General features: G+C 71.4%; 14 protein-coding genes. 8 read left to right on the top strand and 6 right to left on the bottom strand.

Annotation, left to right across the window (positions count from 1 at the left end):
• The first annotated feature begins 31 nt into the window (after positions 1–31).
• Positions 32–1864 carry an AMP-dependent synthetase/ligase gene (locus OG257_RS05945; protein ID WP_329205375.1) on the top strand — a complete coding sequence of 611 codons (1833 nt, stop codon included), beginning with the start codon at positions 32–34 and terminating at the stop codon, positions 1862–1864.
• Positions 1865–1907: 43 nt separating this feature from the next.
• Positions 1908–2375 carry a macro domain-containing protein gene (locus OG257_RS05940; RefSeq protein WP_329205374.1) on the top strand — a complete coding sequence of 156 codons (468 nt, stop codon included), beginning with the start codon at positions 1908–1910 and terminating at the stop codon, positions 2373–2375.
• Positions 2376–2381: 6 nt separating this feature from the next.
• Here the strand turns inward: OG257_RS05940 and OG257_RS05935 are convergent, their stop codons facing one another.
• Positions 2382–3545, bottom strand: coding sequence for an acyl-CoA dehydrogenase family protein (locus OG257_RS05935; RefSeq protein ID WP_329205373.1), 1164 nt, complete (start codon positions 3543–3545; stop codon positions 2382–2384).
• 101 nt (positions 3546–3646) lie between these two features.
• Here OG257_RS05935 and OG257_RS05930 point away from each other — a divergent pair, with 101 nt between their 5' ends.
• Entirely contained in the window at positions 3647–4279 is a 633-nt protein-coding gene (locus OG257_RS05930) for a TetR/AcrR family transcriptional regulator (RefSeq protein WP_329205372.1), read from the top strand.
• Positions 4280–4285: 6 nt separating this feature from the next.
• Here OG257_RS05930 and OG257_RS05925 read toward each other — a convergent pair whose 3' ends face one another.
• Together OG257_RS05925 and OG257_RS05920 are read right to left on the bottom strand one after the other, a co-directional pair.
• Positions 4286–5725, bottom strand: coding sequence for an aldehyde dehydrogenase family protein (locus OG257_RS05925; protein ID WP_329205371.1), 1440 nt, complete (start codon positions 5723–5725; stop codon positions 4286–4288).
• Positions 5722–6600, bottom strand: coding sequence for an oxygenase MpaB family protein (locus OG257_RS05920; RefSeq protein WP_329205369.1), 879 nt, complete (start codon positions 6598–6600; stop codon positions 5722–5724). Before OG257_RS05920 ends, OG257_RS05925 begins: the two co-directional genes overlap by 4 nt.
• A gap of 321 nt (positions 6601–6921) precedes the next feature.
• Here OG257_RS05920 and OG257_RS05915 point away from each other — a divergent pair, with 321 nt between their 5' ends.
• Positions 6922–7824: an oxygenase MpaB family protein gene (locus OG257_RS05915; RefSeq protein ID WP_329205368.1), complete on the top strand. Its 903-nt coding sequence runs from the start codon at positions 6922–6924 to the stop codon at positions 7822–7824.
• Here OG257_RS05915 and OG257_RS05910 read toward each other — a convergent pair.
• Positions 7787–8842, bottom strand: coding sequence for a LacI family DNA-binding transcriptional regulator (locus tag OG257_RS05910; RefSeq protein WP_329205366.1), 1056 nt, complete (start codon positions 8840–8842; stop codon positions 7787–7789). The two genes, OG257_RS05915 and OG257_RS05910, sit on opposite strands and share 38 nt — an antisense overlap.
• 214 nt (positions 8843–9056) lie before the next feature.
• On the opposite strand from OG257_RS05910, the gene OG257_RS05905 reads away from it, so the two are divergent.
• On the top strand, positions 9057–10385 hold the full coding sequence (locus tag OG257_RS05905) for a M14 family metallopeptidase (RefSeq protein WP_443054303.1): 1329 nt from the start codon (positions 9057–9059) through the stop codon (positions 10383–10385).
• Positions 10386–10459: 74 nt separating this feature from the next.
• On the top strand, positions 10460–12196 hold the full coding sequence (locus OG257_RS05900; protein WP_329205364.1) for a BCCT family transporter: 1737 nt from the start codon (positions 10460–10462) through the stop codon (positions 12194–12196).
• 13 nt (positions 12197–12209) lie between these two features.
• Here the strand turns inward: OG257_RS05900 and OG257_RS05895 are convergent, their stop codons facing one another.
• Complete coding sequence (locus OG257_RS05895) at positions 12210–13133, bottom strand: FAD-dependent oxidoreductase (RefSeq protein ID WP_443054554.1); 924 nt, start codon at positions 13131–13133, stop codon at positions 12210–12212.
• A gap of 113 nt (positions 13134–13246) precedes the next feature.
• On the opposite strand from OG257_RS05895, the gene OG257_RS05890 reads away from it, so the two are divergent.
• Together OG257_RS05890 and OG257_RS05885 are read left to right on the top strand one after the other, a co-directional pair.
• A complete protein-coding gene (locus OG257_RS05890; protein ID WP_329205360.1) occupies positions 13247–14293 on the top strand; it encodes an oxidoreductase in 1047 nt (348 codons plus the stop codon).
• A 106-nt stretch (positions 14294–14399) separates the two neighbouring features.
• Positions 14400–16040: an ABC-F family ATP-binding cassette domain-containing protein gene (locus OG257_RS05885; protein ID WP_329205358.1), complete on the top strand. Its 1641-nt coding sequence runs from the start codon at positions 14400–14402 to the stop codon at positions 16038–16040.
• A gap of 73 nt (positions 16041–16113) precedes the next feature.
• Here the strand turns inward: OG257_RS05885 and OG257_RS05880 are convergent, their stop codons facing one another.
• Entirely contained in the window at positions 16114–17427 is a 1314-nt protein-coding gene (locus tag OG257_RS05880; protein ID WP_329205356.1) for a pectate lyase, read from the bottom strand.
• Positions 17428–17570 lie beyond the last annotated feature (143 nt).

Raw genomic sequence — 17570 nt, 5'->3', positions numbered from 1 at the left:
GCGGTCCGGCCGATGGCGACAGGAGGCGGCCGTGACCACGATCCTGCGACTTCCCACCGAACGCGATCAACTCACCCTCCCGGCGCTGCTGCTGCGCAACGCCGAGGACCACGGCGGGCTCCCCGCCCTGTCCTGGCGCGCCGCGGGCGACGACGCCGGATGGACGACCCTCAGCTGGCAGGAGGTGCGCCGGGAGACCGCGGTGCTCGCCGCCGGTTACGCCGCCCTCGGAGTGGAGCGCGGCGAGCAGGTCCTCATGATGATGGGCAACCGGCCCGAACACTGGCTGAGCGACCTGGCCCTCACCCACCTCGGAGCCGTCCCCGTGACGGTGTACGGCACCGCCGCTCCCGAACAGATCGCACACATCGCCCGGCACAGCCGGGCCCGGTTCGCGGTCATCGAGGGCGCACGGGAGCGGGAGCGCTGGGAGCCCCTGCTGGCGGACCCCGCGGTACCGCTGGAGAAGCTGGTCGTGGTGGAGCCGGACGGGGCCGGGACGCACCTGGCCCACCCGTCCCTGCGCGCCACCGGAGCGCGGCTGCACACGGCCGAGGCCTTCGAGAAGGCCTGGCGGGAGTCCCGCGCCGACGATCCCCTGACGGTCGTCTACACCTCGGGCACCACCGGTGACCCGAAGGCCGTCCCGATCACGCACCGCAGCGTCGTGGCCAACGCGCTGGCCCTGGACCAGGTGGTGGAGCTCCCCGACCACGTAGAGCACATCTGCTACCTCCCGTTCGCCCATATCGCGGAGCGGATGCTCGGCATCTACCTGCCGGTCTTCCGGGCCTCGCACGTCCATCTGTGCGCGGACACGGCGGCGGTGGCGGCCACCGCGGGCGCCCTGCGTCCGGCCCAGTTCTTCGGGGTCCCGAGAGTGTGGGAGAAGCTCGCCGCAAGCGTACGGGCCGCCCTGGCCGGACTGCCGGAGGAACGGCGGGCGGTGATCGAGGCCGCGGGCGAGACGGCGCGTGAACACGTCTCGTACCGGGAACGGGGCGAGGAGCCGCCCGCCGGTCTGGAGGCCGCGTACCGGCGGGCCAAGGCGGAGGTCCTGGACCCGATCCTCGCCCTCGCGGGCTTCGACCGGCTGGTCTGGACGGCCAGCGCCTCCGCGCCGATGCCGCTGGACGTGGTCCGCTTCTGGGCGGGCTTCGGCATCGTCGTCATGGACGCCTGGGGGCTCACCGAGACCGTCGGGGTGTTCACCACCAACAGCCCGTCGGCCTTCCGGCTCGGATCGGTGGGCCGGCCGCTGGAGGGGCTCGAGCTCCGCATCGCGGACGACGGTGAGATCCTGGTCCGGGGCGGGACCGTGTTCGCCGGCTATCTGCGCGAGGACGGCACGGTGGACGGGGCGCTGGACGCCGACGGATGGTTCCCCACCGGGGACATCGGCCGCATCGACGACGACGGCTACCTGTGGCTCACCGACCGCAAGAAGGAAATGATCATCACCTCGACGGGCAAGAACGTCTCCCCGGCGCTCGTCGAGAACACGCTCAAGGAACACCCGCTGATCGGACAGGCCCTCGTCCACGGCGACGGACGCTCCTACCTGGTGGCCCTGCTCGTCCTCGACCCTGAGATGGCCCCGGCCTGGGCGGCGGCCCGCGGCATCGACGGGAGTCCGGCCGCGTACGCCGAGCACCCCGCCGTGCGCGAGGAGATCGCCCGGGCCGTCGAGGCGGCCAACGCCCGGCTGAACCGCACCGAACAGATCAAGCGCTACAGGCTGCTGTCGCAGGAGTGGGGCCCGGACACCGGCGAGCTGACCCCCTCGCTGAAACTGCGCCGCCGGGTGATCCGCGAGCAGTACGGCGACGTGCTCGACGCACTGTACGAGGAGGGCCGGACCTGAGCGCTCCGGACGGATTGTCAGTGGTGGCCCGTACGGTGAGGTCATGTCGGGGATCACCTACGTACAGGGCGACGCCACCACGCCCGCGGGCAAGGGCGTCAAGCTGATCGTGCACTGCTGCAACGACCTGGGCGGCTGGGGGAAGGGCTTCGTGCTGGCCCTCTCCCGCCGCTGGCCCGAGCCGGAGGCCGCGTACCGCCGCTGGCACCGCGAGCGCGCGGGCAACGACTTCGGCCTGGGCGCCGTCCAGGTCGGCCCGTACACCTGGGTGGCGAACCTGGTCGGGCAGCGGGGGATACGCACCGGCAGCAAGGGGGTGCCGGTGCGTTACGAGGCGATCGACGCGGGGCTGGAGAAGGTCGCCGCCCGGGCCGGCGAGCTGGGGGCCTCGGTCCATATGCCGCGCATCGGCTGCGGGCTGGCGGGCGGCACATGGACCAGGGTCGAACCCCTCATAGCCGGGCGGCTCGCGGACCGCGGCATCGCCGTGACGGTCTACGACCACGCGTAGCCGGAGCTACAGCCCGTAGCTCCTGCCGATGATGTCGCGCTGGATCTCGCTCGTCCCGCCGTACACGGTCGACACGACCGCCGCCCGCAGATGCCGCTGCATGTCGTACTCGGTCGCGTAGCCGTAGCCACCCATCATCTGCATGCCCTCCAGCGCCGCGAGCTTCGCGGTCTCGGTCGCCTTGAGCTTCGCCATGGATGCCTCGCGCGGGAACAACCGCTCCGGCTCGGCGTCGCAGGCCGCCGCCACGTCGAAGACCAGCAACCGCGCGCACTCGATCTCGGTCGCCAGGTCCGCCAGCCGGTGCCGCAGCGCCTGGAAGGAGCCGACCGGGCGGCCGAACTGCTCGCGTCCCCGCACGTAGGCGACCGTGTCGTCGAGCACCCGCTCCGCCAGCCCCAGCATGTTCGCCGCGAGGAAGAGCCGTTCCGCGTTGAGGCCCGCCATCAGCTGGGTCCAGGCATGGTCGACCGTGCCGACCACCGCGTCGGCCGGCAGCCGGACGTCGGTGAAGTAGACGTCGTTGACCTCACGTCCGCCCATCGTCTCGATGGGCCGGATACCGATCCCCGGGGTGCGGGCCGGCACATGGAACATGGTCAGCCCCGCGTGTTTCGCACCGCCGCTGTCCGTGCGGGCCACCAGCAGGATGTGCTCGGCCAGATGGGCGTTGGAGATCCAGGTCTTGTGGCCGTTGATCAGCCAGTCGCCCTCCGGGGTCCGTTCGGCCCTGCACCGCAGCGCGGCGACATCGGATCCGGCATCCGGCTCCGACATCGCGATGGACAGGACCTGCCCGGCCACCGCGCCCCCGAGCGCCGCCTTGCGCTGCTCCTCGCTCCCGAACCGCTCGTATGCCTTGGCCGTGATCACCGAGGTGATGAACCCGCCGGCCGGTACGAGGCCCCGCGCCGTCTCCCGCAGGAAGAGGCAGGCGTCCGTCATCCCGCCGCCCGAGCCCCCGTACGCCTCCGGCAGGCACACGCCGAGCCAGCCGAGCTCCGCCAGCCGGGCGTAGAGCGACGGAGCATGCGGCCCGCCCGTCTCGGCGGTCAGGGCTTCGCGCTGCTCGCGCGTACCGCACTCGCGCCGGGCGAAGTCACGCAACGCCGTGACGAAATCCCGCTGTTCGGCGGAGAGGGAGCGGGGGAGCGCATGGTCGATGGACACGGAGTACCTCCTGAAAGGGAGAAAGTTACAAAGAGACGTGCTGGGTATCTGTGTTCTGTCGCCGTTGTGGTTGAGTGGTCACGGTGGAACGGGGAGGGCCCATGGCGGCACGGAGCACGAACGAGGCACTGCTGGCCCGCGCGCTGATCGAGTCGCCGCCGTCGGATGCGCTGAGCGAGCAGATCCTCGACGCGGCACGCGAGCAGTTCATGACCTTCGGGCTGCGCCGCTCGACCGTCGACGACGTGGCCAAGCGGGCCAAGGTCTCGCGGGTGACGGTGTACCGGAGGATCGGAAACAAGGACAGCCTGGTCTCGGCCTGCCTGCTGCGCGAGTACCGCCGCTTCGTCATGGACGTCGACGACGCCGTGGCCGCCCTGCCCACCATGGAGGACCGGCTCGTCGCCGGCTTCGTCGCCGTCCTCCAGCACATTCGCGAACACCCGCTGGTCGGTGGGCTGTTGAAACTGGAGCCGGAGATCATGCTCCCCTTCCTCACCCTGGAGAGCGGTCCGGCCTTCCTCGCGATGCGCGGATACCTCACCGACCGGCTGCGCCATGCCCAGCGTGCGGAAGGGCGGCCGGAGACGGATCCCACACCGGTGGCCGAGCTCATGGTGCGGATCACCGTCTCCTTCCTCCTCAATCCCGTCAGCTGCTTCGAGCTCGACGACGAGGAACAGGTGCGTGCCTTCGCCCGCCGCTATCTGGTGCCGCTGCTCAGCACCGGGTGACCGCGCTCAGAACCGGGCGTGCAGTCTCCTGCCGAGCTCGACCGCCCGTGCGGCCTTCGCCCGGGGCGTCGCGAACGAGGTCAGGTCCACCGCCGGTGCGAACCGCCGTACGGTGACCGAGTGCGGCGCGGCGAAGGCCCGCAGCCCTTCCTCGCCATGGATCCGTCCGTACCCCGACTCGCCCGCACCGCCGAAGGGCAGGGCGGGAATCGCGGCGAAGCCGAGCACCGAATTGACCGACACCGCACCGGAGTCGAGACGTCCGGCCACCGCGAGCCCGGCCGCCCGGGAGCGGGTGAAGACGGCGGCGCCCAGCGAGTACGCCGACGCGTTCGCCCTCTCGACGGCCTCGTCCATGTCGCGCACCGGATTCACCACGACGACCGGGCCGAAGGTCTCCTCCGTCACGGCCGGGGAATCCTCCGGTACGCCGGTGAGCACCACCGGTCCCACCGTCCGCGTCACCGACGCGTCGGGGCCGCCGAGCACGGCCCTGCCCCCGTCCACCAGGGCCTGCTTCACGTGGCGTTCCACCACGCCCAGCTGGGAGGGCAGGGTGAGCGGGCCGTACGCCTCGCCGGGAGCCAGTGCCCGTGCCCCGCGCACGATGCGCGCGCACAGTTCCTCGTGCACCGAGGCCACCGCGTAGACCCGCTCCACGCCCGCGCAGGTCTGGCCGGCGTTGCCCATTGCGCCCCAGACGATCGCATCGGCAGCCGCGTCCAGATCGGCGTCGGCCGCGACCAGTACCGCGTCCTTGCCCCCGCACTCGGCGAGCAGCGGCGTGAGCGTGGCCGCGCAGGCCGCCGCGACCTTGCGGGCGGTGCCGGGCGATCCCGTGAAGGCGATCTTGTCCACACCGGCCGGGCCGTACGCGCCTGCCAGGGCGGCGCCGGTGGAAGCCGGGCCGGTGACCGCCCGCAGCAGGTCCGCGTGGTCCGGGACGGCCTCCCCGAAGCTCCGGGCCAGCAGAACCCCTACCCCGGGCGTGAGTTCGGACGGCTTGAAGACCACGGCGTTACCCGCAGCGAGGGCGTAGCCGATCGAGCCCATCGGCGTGTAGAGCGGGTAGTTCCACGGCCCGATCACCCCGATCACCCCCAGCGGGCGGTAGGCCAGCAGTGCCCGCTGATGGACCGACAGCACACCGGAGGGCACCCGGCGCCGGCCCAGCACCCGGTGGGCGTTGCGTGCCGCCCAGTTCAGGTGGACCAGTGTCACCAGCACCTCGGCGCGGGCGTCGTGCAGCGGCTTGCCGGTCTCCGAGGCGATCAGTCCGGCGAACTCGTCGGTGCGCCGGGCGAGTGTCCGCTTCCAGCGCAGCAGCGCCGCGCGCCGCTCCCGGGGGCCGAGCGCCGCCCAGCTCCGGCCGGCGCTCCTGGCCCGTGCCACCTCGGCGCGGACGTCGTCGATGCCGTGGTCGTGCTGGTCCGTCGGGGTCGTCATGTCTTCTCCATGGGCAGGGGTTCCAGCGGGCGGCTCTGGGCCCAGTGCGGGCCGAGGTCGTCGAGCTGGTATCCGAAGGGGTAACTGCGTGGCCTGGGCCGGGAAGGAAGCCAGCGCGGCCGGGCGGGCAGCAGCCGTACCCCGTGCGACCGGGTACGCACCATCCGCGTGGCCGTCGCCCGTAACCAGCGGGGCTGCGCCGGGAAACCGAGTGCCCGCAGCAGCGGTTCGTCCAGCAGGGCGAGCGAGAGTCTGGCCACCAGGGGGCGCAGCGGGCCCGGGTACCAGGCGGCCATGACCCGGAAGGTGGCGTTGGCGACCCGGCGGTTCGCCGGGTCGTACGCGAACATCCGGTCCTCGTATGAGTCGAGCAGCTTCTCGAATCCTTCGTACGTGTCGGGAGCGCCCTCGATGCCCATCATGACGGCCATCCGCCGCCCTGCTTCCGCCAGCGCCCCCGCCTCCTGCGCGCACAGGGGGCGCCACCCGAAGCGGTCGATCCAGCGTTTGGGGCCGACGACGGTCGTAGCCAGTACGTAGAGGTAGTCCTCGTTCGGGATGCGGTACTTGCCGTGAATGCGGTTGAGATGCCGGGCGGCGGCGCGGGCGCGCTCGGAGTCGAAGCCCTCGGCCGCCATCTCGTACCCGAACAGGACGGTGTCGTCGTAGCGTTTCTGGCCGTTGCGCTCGAACTCCTGGGTGCGGTCGAGCAGCACGGAGATTCTCGGGACGCCGTAGTCGCGAAGGAAGGCGACGCTGATGCCCTGCCGGTAGTCCCACGGGAATTCGTACTGCGACATCAGCCGGAGTATCTCGGCGCAGTCGCGGGCGGGATCCATCCGGCGGATCTCGCGCAGTCGGCTGTAGCGGCCCATGGCGGGCGACCTCCTCTGTGGGTGGAGCCGGTTCAGGTTGCTGTGAGCCTCAAATCGCGTACTGGGTCGGTCATTTGACGGCTCCTCTCGCCCGGAGAGTCAAAGTTACAAATACTATTGACTTGTTTCACGAGGTGCGTCAACACTGCTGACACAGATTCGAAGACCTCAAGGCGGCGCACGGTGTCCGGCCGGTCACCCTCGGCGCCCCGCCCGCCGCCCACCGTCCCTCAGGCTCGCCGGGGCGCTCGTGATCGCATACTGGAACACGTACGGCCCGGGCTCCGGTCCGAGCACCCGCCGACCCCTGGGAGCCTCCGCATGACCAGCGCAGGAGAGCCCGTCCCGCCCCCGCCGGGCGGTGTCCTGTGGAGCCTCGCCGGCGACATCCGCGGGCTCCTGATGCTGCCCGCCGCCCTCACCCTCCAGGTCGCCCACCCGGCGGTCGGCGCGGGCGTCGACGAGCACTCGGTCTTCCGTACGGACCCGTGGGGACGCGGTGAGCGGTCCCTGCGCTCGCTCCAGCTCTGGGTGTACGGGGGAGAGGCGGCAGCGGAGGAGGGGCGCAGGCTCAGGAAGCTGCACCGCACCATCCAGGGCACCGACACCCGCGGCCGCCGCTACCACGCCCTCGCACCGGCGAACTACGCGTGGGTGCATGCCACCGGCTTCCCCGTCTACCAGCACGCGGCGCGCTATCTGGTCCGCCCGCTCACCGGGGCGCAGGAGCGTGCCCTGTACCGCGAGTGGCTTCAGGTCGGCCGGATCCTCGGCATCCACGACCGGGACATGCCGCAGACGATCGAGGAGTTCTGGCCGTACTACCGCAAGATGCTGGCCGACGAGATCGAGGCGACCACGGTCGTACGGGAGCTCGTCGCCGTCGACAGCCCCGTACCGCCACCCGACCGCGGTCCGTGGGCCGTGCGGCTGCTGGTGGCAGCGGTGTGGCCGGTCCTGCTCCCGCCGCTCGCCCGGTTCCGCGGCTTCATCACCGTGGGGCTGATGCCACGGGACGCCCGCGAGGCGATCGGGCTCGACTGGACCCCTGCCCAGGAGCGGCACCTCCGGCGGCTCTGCGCCGTCGTCCGGCTGGTGGTGCCCGTGCTTCCCGAGCGGCTGCGCTACCTGCCGCGCGCCCGGACCGCGCGTGCGGCCTGGCGCGCGGAGCGCGGGGGCAGGAGTCTCAGGCCGAGGCGCGGCGGATCAGTTCGGTCGGGGTGATCACGGACGCGGGCCACTCGCCCGTACCGCTGTTCAGCCGCTCCATCAGCAGCCGCACCATCAACCGTCCCATCCCTTCGACATCCTGACGGACCGTCGTCAGAGGCGGTTCGGTGGTCTCCGCCACCGACTCCATGTCGTCGAAGCCGACGAGTGCCACGTCCTGCGGCACCCGGATCCCCCGCTCGTGGAGCACCCGCAGGGCTCCCGAGGCCATCAGGTCGTTGGAGGCGAAGACCGCGTCCAGATCCGGACGGGCCGCCAGCAGTTCCTCCATCGCCCGTGCGCCGCTTTCGGCGGTGAAGTCGCCGTCCACCACCAGCTCCGGATCGGCGTCGGGCAGTACGTCGTGATAGCCGTCGATCCGGTCGAGCGCGGAGGTCTGGTCACGCGGTCCGGCGATGTGCGCGATCCGGCGCCGGCCGAGCGAGACCAGATGGCGTACGGCCTCACGGGCGCCGCCCCGGTTGTCGCAGTCGACGTACGGCACGGGCGGCGCGGCGGCATCCGTTCCCGGAGAGGGGCGCTCGGGGCGGCCACCGTAGACCGTCGGCACGCCGAACCGCCGGATGATCGACGGAAGTTCGTCGTCGGTGTGCAATGAGAAGGCCAGCGCGCCGTCCACATGGCCACCGGCCAGGTAGCGGGTCACCCGGTCGAAGTCCCCGCTGCCCTCCACCAGGAGCAGCACCAGCTGGGCGTCGTGCGCGTTCAGTTCGCGGCTGATCCCGCGGATCTGGCGGGAGAAGAACGGGTCGGAGAAGATCCGGACCTCGGGTTCGTCGATGATCACGGCGACCGCACCGTTGCGCCGGGTGACCAGGGTGCGTGCGGCGTGGTTCGGGATGTAGCCGAGCTCGTCGACCGCCTTGCGCACCTGGTCCACCAGGGGCTGCCGCACCCCGGCACCGCCGTTGACGACACGGGACGCCGTCGCCCGGGACACACCGGCGCGGGCCGCCACGGCCTCCAGGGTGGGCCGGGCGTCACGCTGCGGATCGCGGGTCGGATCGGGCAAGGCAAGCTCCTCGTACACGCGGGCCCCGGCAGGGGGAGGGGCCGGAACCGGCGGTCTGGACACGAACGCGGCCACCCTAACCGCACGACTGTTCCGGCCGGACAGGTGATCGCCCCCTGTTGCGCAGGAGTTGACCGGGGTACCTTCCGCACACGCCGCTACGCGGGCGGGCCCGCTGCGGCCCGGCCCAGCCGGACCCGGGAGGCAGTTGCTCGTGATCCCCCGACTCACTCGTGCGCTCCGTCGCCGTTCCCTGGGCCGCCGCGTGCTGCGGCGCGACCTGGGGGTGATCGTCGTGGCAGCCGCGCTGGCCGTGCCGTTCGCCACCGCGCCGGCCGAGGCCTCGCACCTCGTGCCCCGTACCGGATTCGAGATCAGCAGGGGTGAGCGGTGGACCGGGCAGGCGGAGGAGCAGTCCTTCCTCGCCGAGGTCGACCGGGCGAGCGACCGTGCCTTCGTCGAACGGATCGGCACGACGAAGGAGGGGCGCCCCCTGCGGCTCGTCCACATCGGGGCGCGCACCCCGGCGGCCGGCACCGTACTGCTGATCTGCAGCCAGCACGGCGACGAACCGGCCGGCCGTGAGGCCTGTCTGTCGGCGGTCCGGGATCTCGCCCTGGCCGAGGACCGGGCGACGCGAGCACTCCTGTCCCGTACGCGTGTACTGGTGCTGCCCACCGCCAATCCCGACGGACGTGCGGCGGACACCCGCGGCAACTCCGACGGTGTCGACATCAACCGTGACCACATCGCCCTGCGGACGGCCGAGGGCCGGGCCGTCGCGCGGGTCATCCGTGATCAACGACCCGATGTCATCTACGACTTGCACGAGTACGGCGCCACCCCGCCGTACTACGACAAGGACCTCTTCGTCCTGTGGCCGCGCAATCTCAACACGGCCGACGGGGTGCACGACGCCGCCCGGAGCCTGTCCGACCGGTACGTCAGGCCCGCCGCCGCGGCAGCGGGCTACAGCACCGGCCTCTACGGGATCTGGACCGACCCGGTCACGGGGGACCCGATCAAGCAGACCGCGGGCGACGGCCAGGAGCGGATCCTGCGCAACACCGCCGGCATCAAGCACGCGGTCGGCCTGCTCATCGAGTCGCGGACCGACGCGCTCACCGAGGCCGAGCGGTCCGATCAGGCACTCAACAAGCGGCGCAGGGTCGAGTCCCAGCAGGCGGCACTCGGTGGTCTGTTCTCGTTCGTCGGGGAGCGCCAGGGGCGTATCACCGCGGTCACCACCGCGTCCCGCCTGGCAGGGCTCGCCGACCGCGGTCCCGTCCTCCTCGGCGGCGCCGACAACGATCCGGCGGAACCGGGGGAGATCCTCCAGGACCCGCCCTGCGGCTACCGGCTGGACGCCGCCCAGTACGCGGAGGTCGGGGACGAACTGGCCCTGCACGGCGTGACGTCCCGACGCGACGGTGACGGAGCGTACGTATCGCTGCGCCAGCCGGCCCGCAGACTGATCCCGCTCCTGCTGGACGAGCGGGCCACATATCACCTCGTAACGGGTCAAGCCGATACGGCTTGTTGACCCCAGGGATGCACGCTGCGTGTGGTACTGCCTACGGAGAGCGAAATTTTCGCACTGCGTGAAAGGTGCCATTTGTGTCACACGACGAGCAGAGAACGGATGGGCGGGGGGAGTACCTGCCGGTCACAGCCGATCTTCCCGCTGAGCAGCACGACGGCCGGCGCCCCACGACCGACAGGGTGGTCTTCGGCGTCACGGCGGTGCTCACCGTAGCCTTCGTGGTCTGGGGCTCCACGGCCACCGACTCGCTGGAGGACGTCTCCAGCAGACTGCTCAACGGACTCATCCACAACGGCGGTTGGGCCTTCATGCTGGCCGCCTCGGGCTTCGTCGTCTTCGCCCTCTGGCTCGCGATCAGCCGGTACGGGAAGATCTCGCTCGGTCAGGAGGGCGAGAAGCCCGAATTCCGTACGGTCTCCTGGGTCGCGATGATGTTCAGCGCCGGCATGGGAATCGGCCTGATGTTCTACGGGGTGAGTGAGCCGCTGGCCCACTTCGTCAATCCGCCTCCCGGCACGCGTCCCGCCGATGCCGCCGAGGCGATGCAGACGGCGATGGCCACGACCCTCTTCCACTGGACACTGCATCCCTGGGCGATCTACGCCGTGGTCGGTCTCGCCATCGCGTACAGCACCTATCGGCGCCGCAGGCGGCAGACGATCAGCGCGGTGTTCGAGCCGCTCATCGGGGCCCGCCACGCGCATGGCGGCGGTGGCCGGTTCATCGACATCCTCGCCATCTTCGCGACGCTCTTCGGTTCGGCTGCCTCGCTCGGGCTCGGAACCCTCCAGATCGGCAGCGGTTTCCAGGAGCTCAACTGGATGGAGCAGACCGGCACCGGCCTCCTCGTGGCGATCATCGCCGTCCTGACGGCGGCCTTCGTCGCCTCCGCCGTGTCCGGTGTCGAGAAGGGCATCCAGTGGCTGTCCAACATCAACATGGTGCTGGCCCTGATCCTGGTGGTGTTCGTCTTCATCGCCGGTCCCACCATCATCGTGCTGGACCTGCTGCCCACATCCCTCGCCGCGTACTTCGGTGACCTCGCCCAGCTCGCCGGGCGCACGGAGGCGACCGGCGAGGGCGAGGTGGCCGACTGGCTCTCGAGCTGGACCGTCTTCTACTGGGCGTGGTGGATCTCGTGGACGCCCTTCGTCGGCATGTTCATCGCGAGGATCAGTCGCGGCCGGACGATCCGTCAGTTCGTCGGCGGAGTCATCCTGGTGCCGAGCACGGTCAGCCTGGTCTGGTTCGCCGTCTTCGGCGGTTCCGCGATCAGGCTGGAGGAGGCCGGGCGGCTCAAGGGCGTCGGGGACACTCCGGAGGCGCAGCTCTTCGGCGTCCTCCAGGAGTTCCCGATCCCCACGGTGATGAGCATCCTGGTGATGGTCCTGGTCGGCATCTTCTTCGTCTCGGGCGCGGACGCCGCCTCGATCGTGATGGGCACCCTCTCCCAGAAGGGCGTGCGTGAACCGGCCAAGTGGGTCGTGATCTTCTGGGGCATCGTCACCGGCGCCGTGGCCGCGGTCATGCTGCTCATCGGCAACGGCAAGGGCGACGCCCTGGCCGGCCTGCAGAATCTGACCATCCTGGTGGCCGCGCCCTTCACCATCGTGATGATCGGCATGTGCGTGGCCCTGATGCGCGACCTGCGGCAGGACCCGCAGATCGTCCGCCAGGAGTTCGGCGTTGAGGCCGTCGAGTCCGCGGTGATCGAGGGCCACGCCAAGTACGACGGAGACTTCGAGATCCGGATCGGCCCTGGCTCCGAGGTCATCAGCGACGAACGGCACAAGGACGACCCGTCCGCCTGACCGGCGCTGCGGCTCAGCCCACCAGCTGGGCCGCAGCCCGCGCGCAGCCCCAGGCCACCGTCACCCCGGCGCCGCCGTGCCCGTAGTTGTGCACCAGCAGACCACCTCCGGGCAGCTCGTCGGCCTCGATCCGCACCCCGCCGTCCCGGGCCGGCCGCAGCCCGACCCGGTGCCCCGTGATCCGGGCCCCGGCGATCTCCGGCCGTACCCGCGCGCAGCGTGCCACGATCTCCTCGGCCGTACGGAGGTCGGGCTCGGTGCGCCAGTCGTCCGTCTCGGCGGTGCCGCCCAGCAGCAGTCCGCCCGGCTGGGGGAAGAAGTACGTCGTCGCGCTCGAAGCCGGGTCCGCCAGGGTGAACCACTCGTCGATGCCCGGGTTCTCCACCACCACCAGCTGGCCCCGCACCGGCCGCATCCCCGGATCCGGGACCAGGCCGTGGGCGCCCAGGCCGGTGCAGTTGACCACCACGGGGGCCTCGGCGGCGGCCTCGTCGAAGGCCCGCACCGTGCGCCGCTCGGTCACCCCTCCGGCCGCGGCCAGCCGCCCCTGCAGCCAGCCCAGGTGGACCGGCATGTCGATCAGGGGCAGTGTCACCCGCAGCCCCTGGCCGACCTCGGACACGTTCCTCAGGCTGCGTGCCCAGGGTCCCAGCGCCGCGAGCCGCTCACCCCCGTGCACCCCCGGGACCAGCCGTACGCCGGTCTCCTCCGGTGCGGCGGCCAGTTCCTCGTACACCCGCAGCGACTGCAGCGACCAGTCGCCCACCAGCGCCTCCGGCTCGATCCGGTACGGCCACCACAGGGCGCCGGCCACCGCCGACGTCGTGGCCGAGGAGGCGTCCCGTGACCAGAACCGCACCCGGTGACCGCGCTCCGCCAGCACCACTGCCGTGGTCAGCCCGCTGACTCCGCCGCCCACCACGATCACGTCCGTCACACCGCTCACCCCTGCCACTCCCGCGGCGCCGGACGGCCGCGCTCCCTGGGCGGACGCTAACGGAATCCCCCGAGCCGTGCTCACATCGGCCTCATGGTGGGAATACTCCCGTCATGTCAGCCCAGTACTCGACGTTCGGCCTTGCGCCGGCGATACGGGCCGGGGGAGTCCTGGCCGACGGTGGCTACCAGGCGCACCGGGATTTCATGGACTTCATCGTCGACGGCCGGCCGTTGCTGTTCCAGCTGTCCGACCTCGACGCGGTCTCGCCGCTCGCCTCCGACGTGGCGCCGGCGATTTTCGCCACGCACGTACGGCGACTGCTGCTCGAAGCGGACGCTCCGCTGGCCGACGGCCGCTATGTGATCTACGGCTGCCCCGAGTGCGAGAGCCTCGAGTGCGGGGCGGTCACCGCCGTCATCGAACGGGACGGCACCGATGTCGTGTGGCGGGACTTCGCCTGGCAGACGTACGGGACCGTCGACCTGGAGCGGGGCGGATACCACGGGATCGGCCCGTTCCGCTTCGACGGCGAGCAGTACCGCGCCGAGCTCGAACAGCTCCTCCCCGCGGACGGCACGACGGACACGCAGCGGGACGGTCCCGCCGCCCGGCGTCGCGTCCTGCTCATAGGGGCTCGCGTCGCGGTCCTCGCCAAGCTCGCGGCCGCCCTGCGCACCATCGGCATCGGCGCCGACATCGCCCAGGACGCCGCCGGGGTGCCGGCCGCCGAACTGCGCGGGTACGGTGCCGTGGCCTTCGGCCTGGCCGTCACCGACGCGGAGCGCGCCGCGGTGCGCGAGGCGTTCGGCCGGGCGGGCGCCGACGTCGCGTACGTCGACGGGACCGCCCCCGTGATCCCGCTCCTCGTCGCACGGATCGAGAACGCGCTGGACCGCACCCCGCCCTCCGGGAGGCGGCTGCTCGGGCTCACCGTCACGGAGGGCACGGCCTGCCTGGAGGTCAGCTCGACCTGCCGGGTGAGCCTGGTCGCGTACCGCCTCGACCTGCTGCACCGCACGCGGACCGACGAGGTCTTCGACGGGGTCCTCGCCGCAGGCGAGCACCGGATCCCCCTGGAGGCACGGGTGGCGAAGGGGCGTTCCTCCCTCGTGGCACGCAGCGCGGGGAGCGTGCTGATCGCGACCGTCGCCCCCTGAGGCCGTCGCGCCCGCCGCACCGGGGACCGCGCCCGTCGTCCGCCGGGACCGCACCCGTCGTCCGCCGGGACCGCACCCGGCGCGGTTCGTTAGGATCGGCACCCTGATGACTGCCACTCTCGTCGCCAAGGAACTCGCCGCCGGACACGGCGACCGCACGCTCTTCGCCGGACTCGACCTCGTCGTCGCGCCCGGCGACGTGATCGGTCTCGTCGGAGCCAACGGTGCCGGAAAATCGTCGCTGCTCCGACTGCTCGCCGGGCTCGACCGCCCGGAGGAGGGCGAACTGCGCCTCTCCCCGCCCACCGCCACCGTCGGACACCTCCCGCAGGAGCCCGAGCGCCGCGCGGGCGAGTCCGTGCGGGAGTTCCTCGCCCGCCGCACCGGTGTCGCCGAAGCGCAGACGGCGATGGACGCCGCGACCCAGGCCCTCGTGGACGGCGCTCCCGGCGCGGACGACGCGTACTCCGAAACCCTGGAGCGCTGGCTCGCGCTCGGCGGCGCCGACCTCGACGAACGGGCGGAGGAGGTGGCGGCCGACCTCGGACTGAGGATCGGTCTCGACCTTCCGATGACGGCGCTCTCCGGCGGCCAGGCGGCCCGTGCCGGACTGGCCTCGCTGCTCCTGTCGCGCTACGACGTCTTCCTGCTCGACGAGCCCACCAACGACCTGGACCTCGACGGCCTGGAGCGGCTCGAGCGCTTCGTGTCCGGCCTGCGCGCGGGCACCGTCGTCGTCAGCCACGACCGCGAGTTCCTGATGCGTACGGTGACCAAGGTCCTCGAGCTCGACCTGGCCCAGCAGGAGATCAACCTCTACGGCGGCGGCTACGCCTCCTATCTGGAGGAGCGCGAGCGGGCCCGTACCCACGCCCGTGAGGAGTTCGAGGAGTACGCGGACAAGCGCTCCGCGCTCGAGGGCCGCGCACAGATGCAGCGCGGCTGGATGGACAAGGGCGTCAAGAACGCCCGCCGCAAGGCCACCGACAACGACAAGATCGGCCGCAAGTTCCGCAGTGAGGCCAGCGAGAAGCAGGCCGCGAAGGCCCGCCAGACGCAGCGCATGATCGAGCGCCTCGACGTCGTCGACGAACCGCGCAAGGAGTGGGAGCTGCGGATGGAGATCGCCTCCGCCCCGCGCTCCGGCTCCGTCGTCGCCACCCTCCGCGACGCCACGGTCGTCCTCGGCGACTTCTCCTTCGGTCCGGCCACCCTGCAGATCGACTGGGCGGACCGGGTCGCCATCACCGGGGCCAACGGGGCGGGCAAGTCGACGCTGCTCGCCGCACTGCTCGGCCGGCTCCCGCTCGGCTCCGGCCACGCCTCCCTCGGCTCGGGCGTCGTGGTGGGCGAGATCGACCAGGCGCGCAAGCTGTTCCACGGTACGGAGAGCCTGCTGGACGCCTTCTGCGCGGCCGTCCCCGAGACGGAGCCGGCCGAGGTCCGTACGCTGCTCGCCAAGTTCGGCCTGCGCGCCGACCATGTGCTGCGGCCGGCCACGACGCTCTCCCCGGGCGAACGCACCCGGGCCGCTCTCGCCCTCCTCCAGGGCCGGGGTGTCAACCTGCTGGTCCTGGACGAGCCGACGAACCACCTCGACCTGCCCGCGATCGAGCAGCTGGAGTCGGCGCTCGACGCGTACACCGGGACGCTGCTCCTGGTCACGCACGACCGGCGGATGCTCGAAGCCGTCCACACGACCCGGCGGGTCGAGGTCGCCGACGGCAAGGTCGTCGAGATCAGCTGACAGCGAGGGACCCGCCCCTCCCGGTCGCTGCCGGGAAGAGCGGGTCCGTCATGCGCCCCGTCGAGGGGCCGCCTCAGTCGACGTAAGTGATCTCGGACGCGGAGTAGATGCAGTTCGTGCCATCCGCTCCCGAGCCGATCTCGCTCGGCTCGCCGCTGGTCGTTCCCTTGTACTTGGTGCAGATCTTCATGTCACGGTCGCCGTCTTCGTAGATCGTGACGCCCGAGATCCGTGCCGTGTCACCGTAGTTGGTGTTGATGCCGACCAGGCTGGTGCCCGGAGCCGTCGCCCAGATGTTCTGGAGCTGGATGTGCCGGGCGTTCTGCGTGGAGCAGTTGCCGCAGGAGCGGACCAGCTTGCCGAAGTCGTCGACCTGGAAGTTCTTGACGACCAGCGTGCCGACGCCGTTGTGCTGGAAGACCTTGTCCTCGGCCAGCTTCGCGCCGCCGCCGTCGATGGTGCGGACCGTCGAGGAGGAGCCGCCGCGGAAGGTCGCGGCGTCCTCGCCCACGTCCTCCCACCAGACGTTCTTGAGGGTGCAGGTGCCCGCGCAGTGCACACCGTCCGCGGCCGGGGCGCCGAGGATGACGTTCTGCAGGGTGGCGCCGTCCGCCAGTTTGATCATCGGGGGCTGGTCCTCGTCCTGACCGCCACTGCCCAGGTCACCGGTGCCGTACAGGCGCTTCAACCCACCGTCGTACGTGCCCGAGACCTCGATCGTCGCGGAGACGGCCTGGCTGCCGTTGGCCGTCGGCCACGACGGCGGCGAGTCCGGGTCGGTCGGCGGGTCGGTGGGCGGGTCGGTCGGGTCGGTGGGCGGGTCCGTGGGAACCGTGCCCGAGGCGGTGAAGGTCCAGTTCTTGCTGGTCACCGAGTCGCAGGAGTTCTGCTGGATCAGCGCGCCCGACGCGGTCGAACTGTCCTTCACGTTCAGGCACTTGCCGCCGTTGCTGTTGACCACCCGGTAGGTGCTGCCGCTGACCGCCGTCAGCGTCCAGACCTGGGTCGCGGCACCGCTGCAGGTCTGCTGTTCCACCGCCTTGCCGGCGCTGGTGGAGGCATCCTTCACCCCGGCGCACTTGGAGCTGTGCGCGGCGGCCAGCGTGTAGCCGCTTCCGGAAGCGGTCAGCTTCCAGGTCTGGCTGGTGGCCGCGTTGCAGGCGCTCTGGGCGAGCTGCACGCCGGCGGAGGTGCTCGATCCGGGCACGCCCAGACACAGTCCGCTGGCCGCGTTCTTCAGTGTGTACGAGCCGGTCGCCGGGGCGGCTGTCGCCGAACCCGTCGCGAACAGCGCGGTGAGGCCTGCGGCGATCACGGAGGTGATGGCGACGAGTGAGGCGGCCGCGCGGCCGCCTCGTCTCCTGACGTGCTGATTCCTTGTGCGCACTAGGTATTCCTTTCACCGCCTGCGGCATCGTCCGCAGGCACCTGTCGGGGGTGTGGTGCGGTGGTGAAGGCCGTTCCCGATTCCAGAAGAGAATTCAGTACATGAATCAGGTTCGTGTATGTGAACTGCGGTGACGGTACGTC

This window comes from Streptomyces sp. NBC_00683 (assembly GCF_036226745.1).
Taxonomy (GTDB): Bacteria; Actinomycetota; Actinomycetes; order Streptomycetales; family Streptomycetaceae; genus Streptomyces.
Note: the sequence above shows the minus strand (reverse complement) of the source record. Positions and strands in the feature narration are given on the sequence as shown.

What these genes read in the sequence shown, in the direction of transcription:
- OG257_RS05940 (WP_329205374.1), top strand. Translation starts at nt 1,908, where the DNA reads ATGTCGGGGATCACCTACGTACAGGGCGACGCCACCACGCCCGCGGGC.
- OG257_RS05930 (WP_329205372.1), top strand. Translation starts at nt 3,647, where the DNA reads ATGGCGGCACGGAGCACGAACGAGGCACTGCTGGCCCGCGCGCTGATC.
- OG257_RS05925 (WP_329205371.1), bottom strand. Translation starts at nt 5,725, where the DNA reads ATGACGACCCCGACGGACCAGCACGACCACGGCATCGACGACGTCCGC.
- OG257_RS05920 (WP_329205369.1), bottom strand. Translation starts at nt 6,600, where the DNA reads ATGGGCCGCTACAGCCGACTGCGCGAGATCCGCCGGATGGATCCCGCC.
- OG257_RS05915 (WP_329205368.1), top strand. Translation starts at nt 6,922, where the DNA reads ATGACCAGCGCAGGAGAGCCCGTCCCGCCCCCGCCGGGCGGTGTCCTG.
- OG257_RS05890 (WP_329205360.1), top strand. Translation starts at nt 13,247, where the DNA reads ATGTCAGCCCAGTACTCGACGTTCGGCCTTGCGCCGGCGATACGGGCC.
- OG257_RS05885 (WP_329205358.1), top strand. Translation starts at nt 14,400, where the DNA reads ATGACTGCCACTCTCGTCGCCAAGGAACTCGCCGCCGGACACGGCGAC.